Origin of the sequence: Pseudomonas donghuensis, from assembly GCF_000696345.2 — a bacterium.
Lineage (GTDB): Bacteria > Pseudomonadota > Gammaproteobacteria > Pseudomonadales > Pseudomonadaceae > Aquipseudomonas > Aquipseudomonas donghuensis.
The window spans coordinates 3047041-3061375 of the sequence record NZ_CP071706.1 but is presented as its reverse complement, the minus strand read 5'-3'; the positions used below and the strand labels follow the sequence as shown (position 1 = coordinate 3061375).

The following is a 14335-nucleotide window of genomic DNA, read 5'->3' as shown; positions in this document are numbered from 1 at the left end:
AGGTCCGAAAAACCACTCAATGTGGTGAATCGGTTCTCCGGAGGTGGTCGTGCCCGGGTTCAGGCGATCTGAAAATCCGACTTTTTCAACAGAATCGGCCGTAGCGGCGATCATGAGTTTGATCCAGTCGGGGCGGCTCAACGGGCATGAACCGTACGCCTATTTGAAGGACGTCCTTACGCGCGTGCCGACCAGCGAGCGAGTGAAATCGGTAACCTTTTACCGCATCAATGGGTGCCGGCCTAACTTACACAAGGTAAGTTGGGTAGACGCATACCCTAATTCCATCGGAGCGCCTCATGTTCAGCCATGTCACAATCGGCACTAACGACCTCGCCCGTGCGACAATCTTCTATGGGCGGCTACTCGCACCGCTAGGCATCACGTTGCTTGCCCTCAAGCACAATCCTGAACGCGCTCTATTCACCCAAAGTACGACTGACTCAGGTACGGCGTTCTGTATCTATAGCCCGCTAAATGGCGAACGCGCGACACCAGGTAACGGGTTGATGGTTGCGTTCGAAGCCCAAACGCGGGCGCAGGTTGATGACTTCTACGCGATCGCTATGGCTAACGGGGCATCAGACGAAGGCACACCAGGGCTGCGTCCTCAGTACTCTCCGGATTATTACGGTGCTTACATCAGAGACCCCGATGGCAACAAAATATGTTGTGTATGTCACAGCGCTGACTGACCTTCGACCTCTGCGCTGATGAGGTTGCCGATTCAGCGGGTTCTTACCTGAGTCACGCAAGGTGACTTGGGTAGACGCTTACGGTATCTCGCCATCTGGCCCAGCTGCGCATTTGTGGTTTGCTGGAGGATCGTCGCCAAGGTCAATGGGTCTATTGCCGGCTGCATCCGAGCCTGCCGAATTGGGTGCGCGAGATCCTGATGGCGACATTGGAAGCTAATCGTCAATGGCTGAGTGACAGCTCCACCTGTCTAGACGACATGGGTGATCGTCCTCAGCGTATTGCCACCTGCTGCTAATCAACAGTTGGGACGATTCGATGAAAGTTCTTTTTATCTGCACCGCCAATAGCTGCCGCAGCATAGTGTGCGAAGCAATGTTCAATCACCTATCTCAACTCAGGCCAGCGGGAAGGGTGAGGTTATTTCTCCCACTGTTCCAGCAGTATCGAGACGAATTTTTCCGCAGCCGGGGAGAGGGAGGCGCCTCTTCGGTAGACCAGTCCCAACGATCGGTTAACCACGGGCTCTATCAACGGGACGCTCACCAATGTTGGATGATCCACAGCAGGCATTGCGAGGCTCGGCATTGCCGATACGCCTAATCCAGCCTCTACCAGACCCAGCGACGTTGATAGGTGTTGCACCTCATAGAACCACTGTGGACGCCAGCTCAAGCCCGACAAAGCATGGTCAAGCAACATGCGGTTGCCGCTCAGACGACCGACTCCGATCAGGCGGTAATTACTGAGTTCAGACCAGGTGACGGCGCTTCGTTTGGCCAACTCATGATCGCGTCGACACGCCAGGACAAAAGGTTCGTTGACCAACGGTACGAACTCTATGTCCGGGTGCTGGCCGCTCATCATGTTGATGCCAAAGTCGGCTTCGCCACGCAGGACAGCCTCCAGTCCTTCGTTCGCACTCAGGTCAAGCAAGCGAATGCGAATTTGTGGATAGCGCTCGTTGTAGAGGCGGATGACCGATGGCAAAAAGTAGAAGGCTGCGGTGGGGATGCAGGCGAGGGTTACCCGGCCGCTCTGGCGCTCCGCCAGCTCTCGGATGTTGAGTATCGAGTCATCGAAATCATCCAGTAAGCGTCGTGCCTTGGGCAGGAAATCTCGCCCCACGCTGGTGAGGCTGACCCTTCTGGTGGTGCGATCAAGAAGCGCTGTTCCCAATCCCTCTTCCAGTTTTTTCATTCTCCGGCTCAACGCCGGTTGAGAGAGATGCAATGCATCGGCAGCTTCGTGAAAGCTGCCAAGCTCTGCGATCTTCACGAAAGATCGGATGTCATTGAGTTCATAATTCACTTTTTTATCTCAGCAGACGGGGGTGGTTGCGCCTGGGAATCCTAGAATCTTCATTCGTTAAACGCAATAATCAGGCTGATATTTGCATTGGAAACAATTTTCAAAGCCTGCGACTCTTGCTCTCAGCACATCAATTACCCCGATTGATCAATAAGAGTCAGTATTCATGCAACGAATTCCCTGTGTGCTCATGCGCGGTGGTACTTCCAAGGGCCCGGTATTTCTCGCCTGGGATCTACCTGTTGCGATCGAAGAACGTGATGAGCTGCTGCTCAACCTGATGGGTTCCGGCCATGAGCTGGAAATTGACGGCATCGGTGGCGGAAGCCCACAAACCAGCAAGGTGGCGATCGTCAGCCCGTCGCTGCATCCCGACGCCGATGTCGACTATCTGTTCGTTCAAGTTATGGTTTCCCAGCGTCGAGTCGACACCGCGCCCAATTGCGGCAACATGCTCTGCGCTGTTGGCCCCTTCGCCATCGAGCAGGGGTTGGTAAAGGCCGGCAAAGACCTGACCTGCGTGCGTATTCGCAACCTCAACACCGGGACGTTTGTGAACGCCGAAGTCCAGACCCCAGGCGGCAAGGTCAGCTATGAAGGCGATACCGCCATCGATGGTGTGCCAGGTACCGCCGCGCCTGTGCAACTGACCTTTCTCGACGCTGCAGGCAGCAAGACCGGAAAACTGTTCCCGACGGGTCAAACACAGGATGTGATCGACGGTATTGCGGTGACGTGCATCGACATGGCGATGCCAATGATGATTGTCGAAGCCGGCCAACTGGGTAAACGTGGTGATGAAAGTCCTGCTGAATTGGATGCCGACAAAGAGTTCCTGCGTCGCCTGGAGTCCTTGCGACTGCAAGCCGGCCTGGCAATGGGCCTGGGTGATGTCAGCGACAAAGTGATTCCCAAGCCAGTACTGGTGTCACCGGCCAAGGCTGGCGGCACAATCCAAGTGCGCTACTTCATGCCACACAACTGCCACCGGGCCTTGGCGATCACCGGCTCCATCGGCCTTGCCACCGCTTGTGTCACTGAAGGCAGTGTGGTCGCGCAATTGCTCGGCGGGGTTAGCGAGCCACGCTTGAAGCAAGTACGCATTGAACATCCAAGTGGCGGGATAGATGTCGTATTGTCCTACACCGGCGATCAGGGTGAGACAATTCGTGCTTCGGTGGTGCGTACATCGCGCCGGTTGTTCTCCGGTTTTGTCTACGCCGCGGCTTCCCAACGACTTGCCGGATAATTTCCCTAGTCATTGCCGTTATTGCATCAGCACAATTCTAAAAATGGGTGATGCCATGAAAGTTGTAAAATCGCTCTACTTCCAGATTCTCTTCGCCGTGCTGTTGGGTGTGCTGGTTGGGCATTTTTGCTCGCAACAGGCCATTGCCTTGAAACCGCTAGGTGATGCCTTCATCAAGCTGATCAAGATGATGATCGCTCCGGTGGTGTTCTGCACCATCGTCACGGGTATCGCCGGCATGAGCGACAAACACTCCCTCGGGCGTCTGTTGAGCAAGACCATGCTGCTGTTCCTGGCGCTAACCGTGATCAGTCTGATCATCGGCCTGGTGGCGGTCTACCTGTTCAAGCCCGGTGTGGGCATGAACATTGACCCCACCCAGTTGAGCACCAAGGGCCTGTCGCAGTACACCGATTCCGCCGCGAAGCTGGGCGTGGTCGAGTTTTTCATGCACATCATCCCCGACACATTCATCGGTGCTTTCAATAAAGGTGAAGTGCTGCCGGTGTTGTTCATCGCGGTGCTTTGCGGTTTTGCGCTTTCGGCCATAGGTGAGCGTGGCAAGCCGGTACTGGATGTACTGGAATCCGCCTCGCACATGGTGTTCAAGATCTTCTCCTACTTGATGCGCTTCGCTCCGATCGGTGCCTTTGGCGCTTTGGCCTTCACCGTGGGCCAGTACGGTATTACCTCGTTGGGCTCGTTGGCCAAGCTGATCATGACCTTGTACATCGCCTGTGCCTTCTTCGTCTTTGTGGTGCTTGGGAGCATTTGCCGGGCGAATGGCTTCAGTCTCTGGAAGTTGCTGCGCTACTTGCGCGAAGAATTCCTGGTGGTGCTGGGGACTTCCTCCACCGAGCCTGTGATGCCACGGATGTTGGAAAAGCTGCAAGCCCTGGGTTGCAAAAAAGGTGTGGTGGGGCTGGTGCTGCCAACGGGTTATTCGTTCAACCTCGACGGTACGGCGATCTACCTCTCGCTGGCAGCGGTGTTCATTGCTCAGGCCTGCAACATTGAGCTGAGCCTGACGCAGACCGTGACCATGCTGGCAATCATGCTGCTGTCCTCGAAGGGCGCGGCAGGCGTCACCGGCTCCGGTTTTGTCGCGCTGGCTTCGACACTGACTGTCATCCATGACATTCCCTTGGCCGGCCTTGCCCTGCTGATCGGCATCGACCGCTTCATGTCAGAGGCCCGGGCTTTGACCAGTCTGGCAAGCAACGCCGTGGCCACCGTAGTGATGTCCATCTCGGAGAATGCCTGCGATCGCGAAACACTGATGCGGACACTGGACGGCAAACCTTCGCCCGCAGCGACCCCAACCCAAGCCCAGAGCGAAAACTGGGATGGCCTGAAGGTTACGGAACACGTCTGACCGGTCACGGCTGAATCAAGCCCCCCTAAATACCTCAATGAATACCCCCGCCAGGCACCGTTGATCGTGCCGTCTGGCGGGTACGGGGTCGTGCGCCTGTGCGTCGGCCACGCTACTCATAAGAACAAGAGAACTTACCTATGCTCGCATTGCTTGGCTTGGCCATGGTGGTGGTCTTCACCGTCCTGATAATGACCAAACGGTTGTCACCGATAGTCGCCCTGACGGTGGTGCCGATTGTCTTTGCCGTCATTGGAGGCTTCGGTGGCACTACCGGCAAGATGATGCTCGATGGCTTGAAAATGGTCGCTCCTTCGGCCGCTCTCCTGCTGTTCGCGATCTTGTTTTTTGGCTTGATGATCGACGCCGGCCTGTTCGACCCGCTGATTCGCAAGATCCTCAAGCGCGTCAACGGCGACCCGATGAAAATCGCTGTCGGCACAGCGTTGCTGTCGCTGCTGGTTGCCCTGGACGGTGATGGCACCACCACCTACATGATTACCTGCGCGGCAATGCTTCCCCTATACAAACGTATCGGGATGAATCCGATGATTCTGGCGACCATTGCCATGCTTTCTCTGAGCATCATGAGTGGTATGACCCCTTGGGGTGGCCCAGCGACCCGGGCGATCGCGGCGTTGGGCCTGGATGCCGGTGCCTACTTCGTTCCCTTGCTGCCGACCATGATTGGCGGTGCTATGTGGGTGGTGTTCACCGCGTTTTTGCTGGGCCGTGCGGAACGCAAACGGATCGGAAATATCCAGTTGGAAAGCGGCGGGGGAGATTGCTACATCAAGGCGATTCTTGAAGACACTCCGCACAAGCGACCGAAACTGGCCTACGTTAACCTGTTGTTGGTTATCGCGGTGATGGTCGCACTGGTGATGGGGATCATGCATTCCGCGATCCTGTTCCTGATCGGGTTCGTACTGGCGCTGATGATCAACTATCCGCAACTGGATATTCAGAAGGAACGCATCCTTGCCCATTCGGGCAACGCCATGACCGTCGTACTTTTGGTGTTTGCCGCCGGTATCTTTGCCGGGATCTTCTCGGGCACCAAGATGGTCGATTCTCTGGCGCAAACCCTGGTTGACTGGATTCCACCGTCCTGGGGGCATTTGTTCCCGCTGGTAGTGGCGATTACCAGCATGCCGCTGACCTTCGTCCTGTCCAACGATGCTTACTACTTCGGTGTGGTGCCCATCTTGGCGAATGCCGCTGCGGCCTATGGCATTGATCCGGTGGAGATCGCCCGTGCATCGATTCTCGGCCAGCCAGTACACCTGATGAGTCCGTTGGTAGCTTCAACCCTGTTGCTGGTGGGTATGGTTGATCGCGATATCGGCGACTTCCAGAAAGCCACCGTCAAATGGGCGGTGCTCACTTCCCTGGTGATTACCGCGCTAGCCCTGCTGACCGGGGCGATCAGTCTCTTCACCTGATTCCCCAAAACCACCTGCTTTTTCCTGACGTGCCTCGCCAGTGAGGCGCGCGCTGTCCTGCACTCTAAATAACAACAATGAGTAGTTCGCTATGAAGACTTTGTTTACCCGTGGCGTTTCATTCCCTCTTCTTGCACTTTTGCCATTGGCCAGCGTTAGCGCTGAAGGTTTTATCGACGACAGCAAGCTCAAGCTGCAATTGCGCAACGTCTATTTCAATGAGAATTTCCGCGACGAGCATGGCTTGAGTACCAAATCGGCAAGGACGGCGAAGAGCGAGCGAACCGAGTGGGCCCAGGGATTTCTGTTGGATTACCAATCGGGATTTACCCCCGGCACCATTGGGTTTGGTGTGGATGCCCTTGGCCTGCTCGGGGTCAAGCTCGACTCCGGTCGTGGCCGCAGCGGCACGGGCTTGTTGCCCGTCCATGATGACGGTCGAGCGGCTGACGAGTTCGCAAGTCTGGGCATGACTGCCAAGGCCCAGCTGGCCAAGACCACGGTCAAATACGGCACCTTGCTACCCAAGACTCCGGTGCTGATCTACAACGATGCGCGTCTGTTGCCGCAAACGTATCAAGGCACACAGGTCAGTAGCGTGGACATCGAGAACCTCACCCTCACCGGCGGCTACCTGGATCGATTCAAACTGCGCGATTCCACCGACAGCATGCCGATTGTGCCCGACGGTTATGGCGGTGATAAATCAGGGGACTTCAGCTACGCAGGGGCCGAATACAAGCTGGGGAAAAACGTCCGCTTGAGTTACTTCTACGGCGAACTGGAAAACTTTTACCGTCAGAATTTTGCAGGTATCCAGCACGACCTACCCTTGGGCGGCGGTGTGCTGACCAGTGATTTGCGCTACTTCAACAGTGTCGATACCGGCTCGGCCTACGGTGGCAAGATCGACAACAACATGCTGAGCGGACAACTGTCCTACGCTATCTCCGGCCATACTTTCGGTGGTGGCTACCAGACCCTCAGCGGCGATGCCGGTTTGCCCTTCATCAGTGGCGCGACTGTCTACTCGTTCAGCAACGCCGGGATAGGTAAGTTTGTCGAGGAGGATGAAAAAACCTGGATGCTTAATTACGGCTATAACTTTGCTGCCCTCGGCGTGCCGGGCCTAACGTTCTCCACCCGTTATCTGAGCGGCAACGATGGTAAGTCCACCACCACGGTCAAAGAGTGGGAGCGTGACGCTGAACTGGCTTACATCGTGCAACAAGGTACCTTCAAAGGTCTGGGGGTGCGGTTGCGTAACTACGTTTATCGCTCTGATTATTCCCGTGGCCGTGACAGCAACCGGATCTACTTTACCTACGACATCGCGCTCTGGTGATTCCCTGATCGCGGCCTCGCGATGTTCGCAGGCCGCCTCTTCAGTGGCGGCTGCATAGGATTGGGTGAAGGATTTCAACGATGTCATTCAAAACCAAAATACTGTTGCTGACCTTACTACCAGTGATGTTGTTTGCTCTGGTTTTAGGTTTGAGCACCCGCGGCACTTTGCAGTCCCAGGCTGAGCAAGAAGTCGCTCACACCCGCGAGCGACTGCTTGAGGACAGCCGCATACGGCTCAAGGATTACGCGAGCATTGCTCGCACTTCTGTAGCCGAGCTTTATGATCGGGCGGCTCCCGGAGATCCCACCAGCCGAGCCTTGGCGATCAGTCGTTTGTCGAAAGTGAAGTATGGTGATGACGGTTATTTCATTGGGTATGACAGCCAGGTTGTACGCCTGTTTCGTGGTGACAGCAGCGAAGGCGTCGGCATTAACATGAGTGATCGCAAGGACATCAACGGGATTTTTTTGAACCGTGAAATGGTTGCAGCTGCAAAAAATGACACTCACTTCGTCAACTATTCAGGTGGCGTGGTCAACACCGATAAGGTGGTGCCGAAGCTCGCATACAGTTTTTATTTGCCCAAGTGGGACATGATCGTGGTCACCGCGGTCAATCTGGACAGCATTGAGGTTCAGGTCGCCAAGGTACGGGCCGATGTTGATCTACGGGTACGCAACTTGATGTACAGCATTGCCATCACCGCTACCACACTGATTGGCATTATTGGGGCACTGACTCTACTGCTGGTCAGGCGCAGTTTGCGTCCCCTGACCCTGATCCGAATCCATCTTGACGAAATCGCTGCGGGTGAGGGTGATCTGACAAAGCGTCTGCCGCTTGTAAGTCGAGATGAGCTGGGACAACTTGCCGGTTCGTTCAATGCGTTTATCGAAAAGATTCACAGCCTCGTCAGCCAAATCGTTGCCATGAGCGAGCAGTTGAATGGATCTGTGAGCCATGTGGCCGAGCAGAGCAGGCAAATCGACCGCACTATGGATAAACAGCGCCAGGAAGCCGACCAGGTGGCCGCGGCGATAAACGAGATGTCATCGGCAGCGCAGGAAGTGTCGGTCAGTGCGCAAAATGCTGCAGACGCAGCCGTCGAAATCGACAGACAGTCCCGACACGCGGGGCAGATAGTCAATGGCAGCATGACTCGAATCCAGGCGCTGACCGTGGAGCTTGATGAGAGTGGTATCTCCATGAAGAGCCTTCAAAACGACGTAGCTTCTATCGTCACCGTGCTGGATGTCATTCGCTCGATTGCTGAACAGACCAATCTTCTGGCACTCAATGCGGCCATTGAAGCAGCCCGTGCCGGTGCGGCCGGGCGCGGGTTTGCGGTGGTTGCAGATGAAGTACGAGCCCTGGCCAGTCGTACTCAGCGCAGTACCCAGGAAATCCAGGCAATGGTTGAGCGTCTCAAGAGCACTACGGGTGGCGTAGTCAGTGCCATGCGCCAATCCACTCAAGCCGTTCAAGGCGCTAACGCTCAGGCCGATCAGGCGGCTGAATTTCTGGGCAATACGGTCGAACTGATTGCTACTATCAATGCGATGAACGCACAGATCGCGAGCGCTGCGCAGGAGCAGACCTCAGTGGCTGAAGAGATCAACCGCGGGGTGCATCAGATCGCGCGCGCAATTGACAGCGTAGCCGGTCAGACTCAGCTCGGGGTCAAGACAGTCGATGAGATGTATATGATCGGCAATCGCCTGCAAAGCTTGCTGGGGCAATTCAAAATTTGATGCCGTCCTGCACAGCACTTGTCAGGGCCTATGCTGGCCCGGAACCAAGGCGATCAAGACCGTGCCCGCGGCCATGATCGACAGCGTCACGATCAGCCCTGATGTAAGTTGCATAGAACCCGAACAAAAAGAAGTCGAATTGTCCGAGAAAATTGCCGCTAGTGACCCGCAGGATGGCGCCCAGTTTCGACCCTTTGGATCGAGTGTCTTGAGTTGTTGTTTTCATCATGGCTACCGTGGTGATCAATATTGTTTTTGGAATGAGTGGATCGCCGATCAGTCGCTACCTCCGTTGATCGGGCTGGGTTGGCGTTTTTCGATGGCGTGCTTGAGCAGCGCGGCGCTGCGGAAGATGCCATGGGCGAATTTGCTGTAGGGCATAGTCAGGAAGAACGCCATGACCAGGCCGAGATGGATCGCCAGCATCAAGCCTAGGGCCGCGCTTTCGCGAAACGCCAGGAGTGCCAGGCCGCTGGCACTGACTAGAAACAGCAGCGCGATAAAGCCACGATCCATGGGTTTCTGATTTTCGTCGCCGTGCTCAGGGTTGCGACGCAGGTTCAACCACAACAGACCTGCGGGGCCTATCAGCAGGCCGACTCCACCTGCGATGCCCAGCATCACCGGCAAGCTCAGAACGGGGTAGGGCGCCGACCAGTCCCGCAGGAAATGGTAAAGCGTGGCGACACCGGTGGCGGCGAAGCACAGCATGAAGCCGTAGAAGGTGAAGTGGTGCAAGCGCCGCCGCCATAGGGTGAACTGATCATCGGCATTATTGCAGCCCTCGCCATGACCCCCGTCCAGGTATTTGAGTCGGGCGACGTTGGCCGCGGCCTCCAGTGCAGCGGCTGTCTTTTCCTGCCGGGGGGCATCCGCCGGTGAAACGTTACGCCAGAAGCGCCGCACGCCAATCGTCAATGCAAGTACCGAGAAACCGAAAACCGCACCGAACATCAGTGCCAGGGTGTTATGCGGGAAGATCCCGTAGAAATTCCCCCCGGGCATTGCGGTAAATAGATTGCCCATCACCATCAGCGTGAGGCAGAGGAACAGTGCCAACCCCGCACCGGATGCCAGCGCCAGCGCCAGCCCGTTGCGCCGGTACAACTTGCCCATCACCTGTGGCCAGGCGTACTCGGCATAAGTGTCGAGGCGGACTTTGGCCATGGCCTTGGGCACATTGATTCCGAATTCGTGAGGGGCAGCGTACTGACAGGCATGCAGGCACGCACCGCAGTTATGGCAAAGGTTCGCCAGGTAATGGATATCCGCCTGAGAAAACTCCAGACGCCTCGTCATGGCTGGGAATACAGCACAGAAACCTTCGCAATAACGGCAGGCATTGCAAACACTCATCTGTCGCTGAACTTCGCTTTCATCAAGGTTGAGTACGGGAATCAAATTACCCGGTGCCTTGGGATCAAACAGCTGCATGTTGGGGCTCCGTGGATGAAGGGGTCAGGAAGCCGGCCGCAGCCGCGGCTTGCACACCGGCGATGCGACCAAATGCGGTACCAATGGCCATACCGATGCCGGCGGTATAGCCCTTGCCCAATACGTTGCCCGCCATCATTTCTCCTGCGACAAACAGGTTGGGGCTAGCCTCACCGTTGAAGTGAACGGCCGCGGTATCGTCGGTAGCCAGCCCCAGATAGGTGAAGGTCACGCCTGGCTTGAGTGGGTAGGCACAGAAGGGGGGCTTTACCAATGGGCGGGCCCAATGGGTTTTGGCGGGTGTCAAACCTTCGGTGTGGCAATTGTCCAGCGCGGTGTGGTCGAACGTGCCGACGCGGCAGGCGGCGTTGTATTGCTCGATGGTTTTGACGAATTGCGTAACGGGAAGCTTCAACTGGCGGGCCAGATCTTCCAGCGAGTTGGCTTTAGTGCCCGGAAATACCGGCGGCATGAACCGTCCGAGGGCTTGTTGGTCGATGATCGAGTAGGCCTGTTGGCCGGGTTGCCCCGCGACCAGGCGCCCCCAGATCGCATAGCGCTTGGGCCAGAAGTCTTCGCCCTCATCGTAGAAGCGTTCGCCGTCGCGATTAACCACCACGCCCAGCGATACGCAATCGATACGGGTACAGATACCTCCGTCATACAGGGGCGCGCGGGCGTCGATGGCCACCATGTGCGCTTGCGTCGGGTCACCAATGAAATCGGCGCCCAGGTTCTGCATGCGCCGAAGCAGTACGCCGGTATTGAAGCGCGTCCCGCGAATCAGAAAATTGTCTGAGGGCCATTCTCCGCGCTCGTTTTGACCCCAAGCTTCGCGGAGCCATGCGCGGTTCGACTCGAAACCGCCAGCTGCCAGAACGCAGGCTTTGGCCTGAATACGCTCGGCGGGTAAACGCTGACCATCGACCTCTCGTTCACCGATGTACGCCGCGACGAACTCTGCGCCCTTCAACTCAATGTCAGTGACTTGAGCGTTGTAGCGGATCTTGATGCCCAGCCGCTCGGCGCTGCGGAAGTACGCATTAACTAACGCTTTGCCGCCGCCCATGAAAAACGCATTGGTGCGCGCAACATGTAGGGCACCCGACAACGACGGCTGAAAATGCACACCATGGCAGCGCATCCAGTCACGGCAGTTCGACGAGGCGCGGATGACAATACGTGCAAGCTTTTCGTTGGTAATCCCACCGGTGACTTTCAGCAGATCCTGCCAATATTCTTCTTCGGGATAGGCATCGACCAACACATCTTGCGGTGCGTCGTGCATGCAGCGCAGGTTTCGGGTGTGTTGCGAGTTGCCGCCGCGCCAGATTTTTGGTGCACCTTCCAGCAACATGACGCTAGCGCCGGCCTCTCGAGCCATCAACGCTGCACACAAGGCGGCATTGCCACCGCCAATCACCAATACATCGATCATCATCACTCCTCAATCGCAAGGAGGCATGAACGAAGTGCTCCTCGCGAGTGGGGAGAAGGTAGAGCTGTCAGCTTATTGTCGAAAGGCGCGAAATGAATCTGGGTGTTTAGTTTTCGTAAAGGCTTTGGCGCGGATACCCCAGTATTGGAAACCGGGAAGAGGGTGCGCCGGGATCATGACGCGACGTCCTCAATCCACGACGCTCCTGGCCATTGTTGATCAACGACCAACTGTCGAGCGACATCGGTGATGACCAGTCGCGCCGCCAGAGCAGCGGGAGACAGCTCATCATCAGGCAGTGTCGCCAGCAGGTTCCGTCGACCTACGTGAGCATCGGAAATTTCCACCACTGAAAGTCCCGACTCACCTTTGAGCGCCGCTGCCGCACCGGGCTGGATGGTGGCAGCATGACCTGCGCGTACGGTGTTCATCAATACGGCAAGGCCATCCACTTCCATGATGATGTTGGGAGCCAATCCCGAACGTTCAAACGCAACCATCAGGGTAGAACGCAAACCGTGTTGCGCACTCGGCATCACCAGTGGAAGTTGCCCCAGATCCGACAGTTGCACGCTGATTCCTTGTGGTGCGTGGGGCAGGTGCGGTGCGCTGATGACAAATAGTTTCTCGTCGAGCAGCGGTGTCACGCTCCAGCGCTTACCACCTTCAAGTTGAGACAGAATGGCCAGGTCGATCTGGCGAGCATTGAGTTGCGTGGCCAAATGCCCGGACAGCATCTCGACCAGGTGCAATTGAATATCCGGGTAGCGCTCTCGCATCGCATTGATCAATGGCAGGGCAAGAACAGTGGCAGTCGTGGGCGCCATTCCGACGGTGACATATCCACTCATTCGCCCACGGTGAGCGGCCATGATCGCATTTTCGGCTTGCCGCAAACATAGCTGGGCATGGTGCAGGAACGCCATACCGGAGCAGGTCGGTGTGACGCCAGTAGTAGTGCGATTAAGGAGGCGGGTTGACAGTTCACTTTCAAGTTTCGCGATCTGTTGGCTAAGGGCTGATACGCCGACGTCCAGTTCAAGAGCTGCGCGTCCCAAGCTGCCGTGTTCGAGGATTTTTACGAAATAGCGCAGTTGTCTCAATTCCAAGCGTTGCTGCTCCACGTCAAATTGTTGTTGGAGTGCCTATCGATCCTCACATCAGTGCCTTACGAGGCTCATGAACATTATTAACATGGCACCTCGTTTAACAAGTGGGCGTTCTCATATGTTCATAAGCCACTCACGGGCCGGAGATTGCGGACTCAAAGTCCTCGAAACGAATGCGGCCGTTCATCGATTGATGTTCATAAACCTAGCTTTATTGGCCTCAGTACAAGGCAAAGAGGTGTCTACGAAACCCAGGGCGATTCAGGGTGTATGGTCAATTCAGGCAAAGTCTGGTTCTCGGGAGTGCTCAGAACTAATAATTAGAAATTTCCACAAGAAAGAAAGCCCTCAATTTGGGCTGGGATTGCCCCGGCCTCTCTTCTGTTTAAAGAATTAGTTATGCGAACAATACGCACTCGGAGGGCCTTTTCTGAGTGATAACTAAAGTTACGTAAATGTGCTGGACAAAAAATAAGCGTGGATATTCCAAAATAATATAATTACATGTGAGCTTGGCTAGTCATGAGCGATTGATTGATTGTGAGCATATCGCTATTGCTTAGCCATGGAGGTACATTCTCCAAATCCAACCGATTTTTGGTTTTCAGAATGCGTGTTTTTGACGGCGACTTTTTATAGAAAGGGAGCACCTCTAGAATCTCACGCCGGGACCAACCGTTGGCAGCTAAGAAAAAATATAAACTGTAGTGCTGATCGTTTGTGTTAGCGCTCGCTCCTGGAGTAGCTGCCATTAGCTTTCTAACGAAAGCGTGAACCGATCGAGAGCTGACAGGGCCATTCAGTGATTTATGGGTAGTCCTCGGGAACAAGTAATCAACTGGACAGGTGAAATTTCCGAGCCAAACGTCTAGTGCTGACACGGGACAGATAACCGGAAGACGAGTTAGCCTGAACGAAAACTTTTCTTCGCCTTGGTCGCCTATCCATTTCGTGGTAATCGTCAAAGAGTTTTGATCCAAATGCACATCCCGCCTTCTCAGTCGACAAACATCAGAAGTGTTCAATCCAAACCAAAAGGCTATAAGCCAAATCGCCCTGTTTCTACAGGCCGATTTTTGGTCAAATGTGAGTCTATTTGGAGTTGCGCCAGTGGAGTGATAATATTGCTGTAGTACATCCGTGATGCACTTGACATCGCTGATTGTTGGAGGAGGCTGT

The 14335-nt window shown here is 55.6% G+C and carries 10 protein-coding genes and 3 pseudogenes; 9 read left to right on the top strand and 4 right to left on the bottom strand.

Annotation, left to right across the window (positions count from 1 at the left end; all coding sequences use genetic code 11):
• Window positions 1-103: 103 nt before the first annotated feature.
• The 4 genes and pseudogenes from BV82_RS14400 to BV82_RS14390 all read left to right on the top strand — a co-directional run.
• Window positions 104-246 (top strand): annotated as a pseudogene (locus BV82_RS14400) (transposase domain-containing protein); the annotation flags it as partial.
• Between the two features lie 53 nt (window positions 247-299).
• The gene (locus BV82_RS14395) at window positions 300-695 is read left to right on the top strand and encodes a VOC family protein (RefSeq protein ID WP_010220075.1); all 396 of its coding nucleotides are present in this window, start codon (window positions 300-302) and stop codon (window positions 693-695) included.
• Window positions 696-778: 83 nt separating this feature from the next.
• Window positions 779-994, top strand: a pseudogene (locus BV82_RS26435) (metalloregulator ArsR/SmtB family transcription factor); the annotation flags it as partial.
• A 20-nt stretch (window positions 995-1014) separates the two neighbouring features.
• Window positions 1015-1107, top strand: a pseudogene (locus BV82_RS14390) (arsenate reductase/protein-tyrosine-phosphatase family protein); the annotation flags it as partial.
• Between the two features lie 9 nt (window positions 1108-1116).
• On the opposite strand, the gene BV82_RS14385 reads toward BV82_RS14390, so the two are convergent.
• Entirely contained in the window at window positions 1117-2007 is an 891-nt protein-coding gene (locus tag BV82_RS14385; protein WP_010220074.1) for a LysR family transcriptional regulator, read from the bottom strand.
• Window positions 2008-2173: 166 nt separating this feature from the next.
• On the opposite strand from BV82_RS14385, the gene BV82_RS14380 reads away from it, so the two are divergent.
• The 5 genes from BV82_RS14380 (at window position 2174) to BV82_RS14360 (ending at window position 9175) form a co-directional block, all read left to right on the top strand.
• Complete coding sequence (locus BV82_RS14380) at window positions 2174-3256, top strand: 4-oxalomesaconate tautomerase (protein ID WP_010220072.1); 1083 nt, start codon at window positions 2174-2176, stop codon at window positions 3254-3256.
• A gap of 43 nt (window positions 3257-3299) precedes the next feature.
• The gene (locus BV82_RS14375; protein WP_036997212.1) at window positions 3300-4631 is read left to right on the top strand and encodes a dicarboxylate/amino acid:cation symporter; all 1332 of its coding nucleotides are present in this window, start codon (window positions 3300-3302) and stop codon (window positions 4629-4631) included.
• Between the two features lie 140 nt (window positions 4632-4771).
• Window positions 4772-6076 carry a CitMHS family transporter gene (locus BV82_RS14370; protein WP_010220068.1) on the top strand — a complete coding sequence of 435 codons (1305 nt, stop codon included), beginning with the start codon at window positions 4772-4774 and terminating at the stop codon, window positions 6074-6076.
• Between the two features lie 91 nt (window positions 6077-6167).
• Window positions 6168-7421 carry an OprD family porin gene (locus BV82_RS14365; protein ID WP_036997213.1) on the top strand — a complete coding sequence of 418 codons (1254 nt, stop codon included), beginning with the start codon at window positions 6168-6170 and terminating at the stop codon, window positions 7419-7421.
• Between the two features lie 80 nt (window positions 7422-7501).
• Window positions 7502-9175, top strand: a complete 1674-nt coding sequence (locus BV82_RS14360) for a methyl-accepting chemotaxis protein (RefSeq protein WP_036997214.1) — start codon at window positions 7502-7504, stop codon at window positions 9173-9175.
• A 276-nt stretch (window positions 9176-9451) separates the two neighbouring features.
• On the opposite strand, the gene tcuB is transcribed toward BV82_RS14360, so the two are convergent.
• From tcuB to BV82_RS14340, 3 genes are all read right to left on the bottom strand, one after another.
• On the bottom strand, window positions 9452-10609 hold the full coding sequence (gene tcuB / locus BV82_RS14350; protein ID WP_036997215.1) for a tricarballylate utilization 4Fe-4S protein TcuB: 1158 nt from the start codon (window positions 10607-10609) through the stop codon (window positions 9452-9454).
• Window positions 10596-12047, bottom strand: a complete 1452-nt coding sequence (gene tcuA, locus BV82_RS14345) for an FAD-dependent tricarballylate dehydrogenase TcuA (protein ID WP_010220064.1) — start codon at window positions 12045-12047, stop codon at window positions 10596-10598. The genes tcuB and tcuA overlap by 14 nt, the downstream gene beginning before the upstream one ends.
• 173 nt (window positions 12048-12220) lie before the next feature.
• A complete protein-coding gene (locus BV82_RS14340; protein WP_010220063.1) occupies window positions 12221-13156 on the bottom strand; it encodes a LysR family transcriptional regulator in 936 nt (311 codons plus the stop codon).
• Between the last annotated feature and the right edge of the window lie 1179 nt (window positions 13157-14335).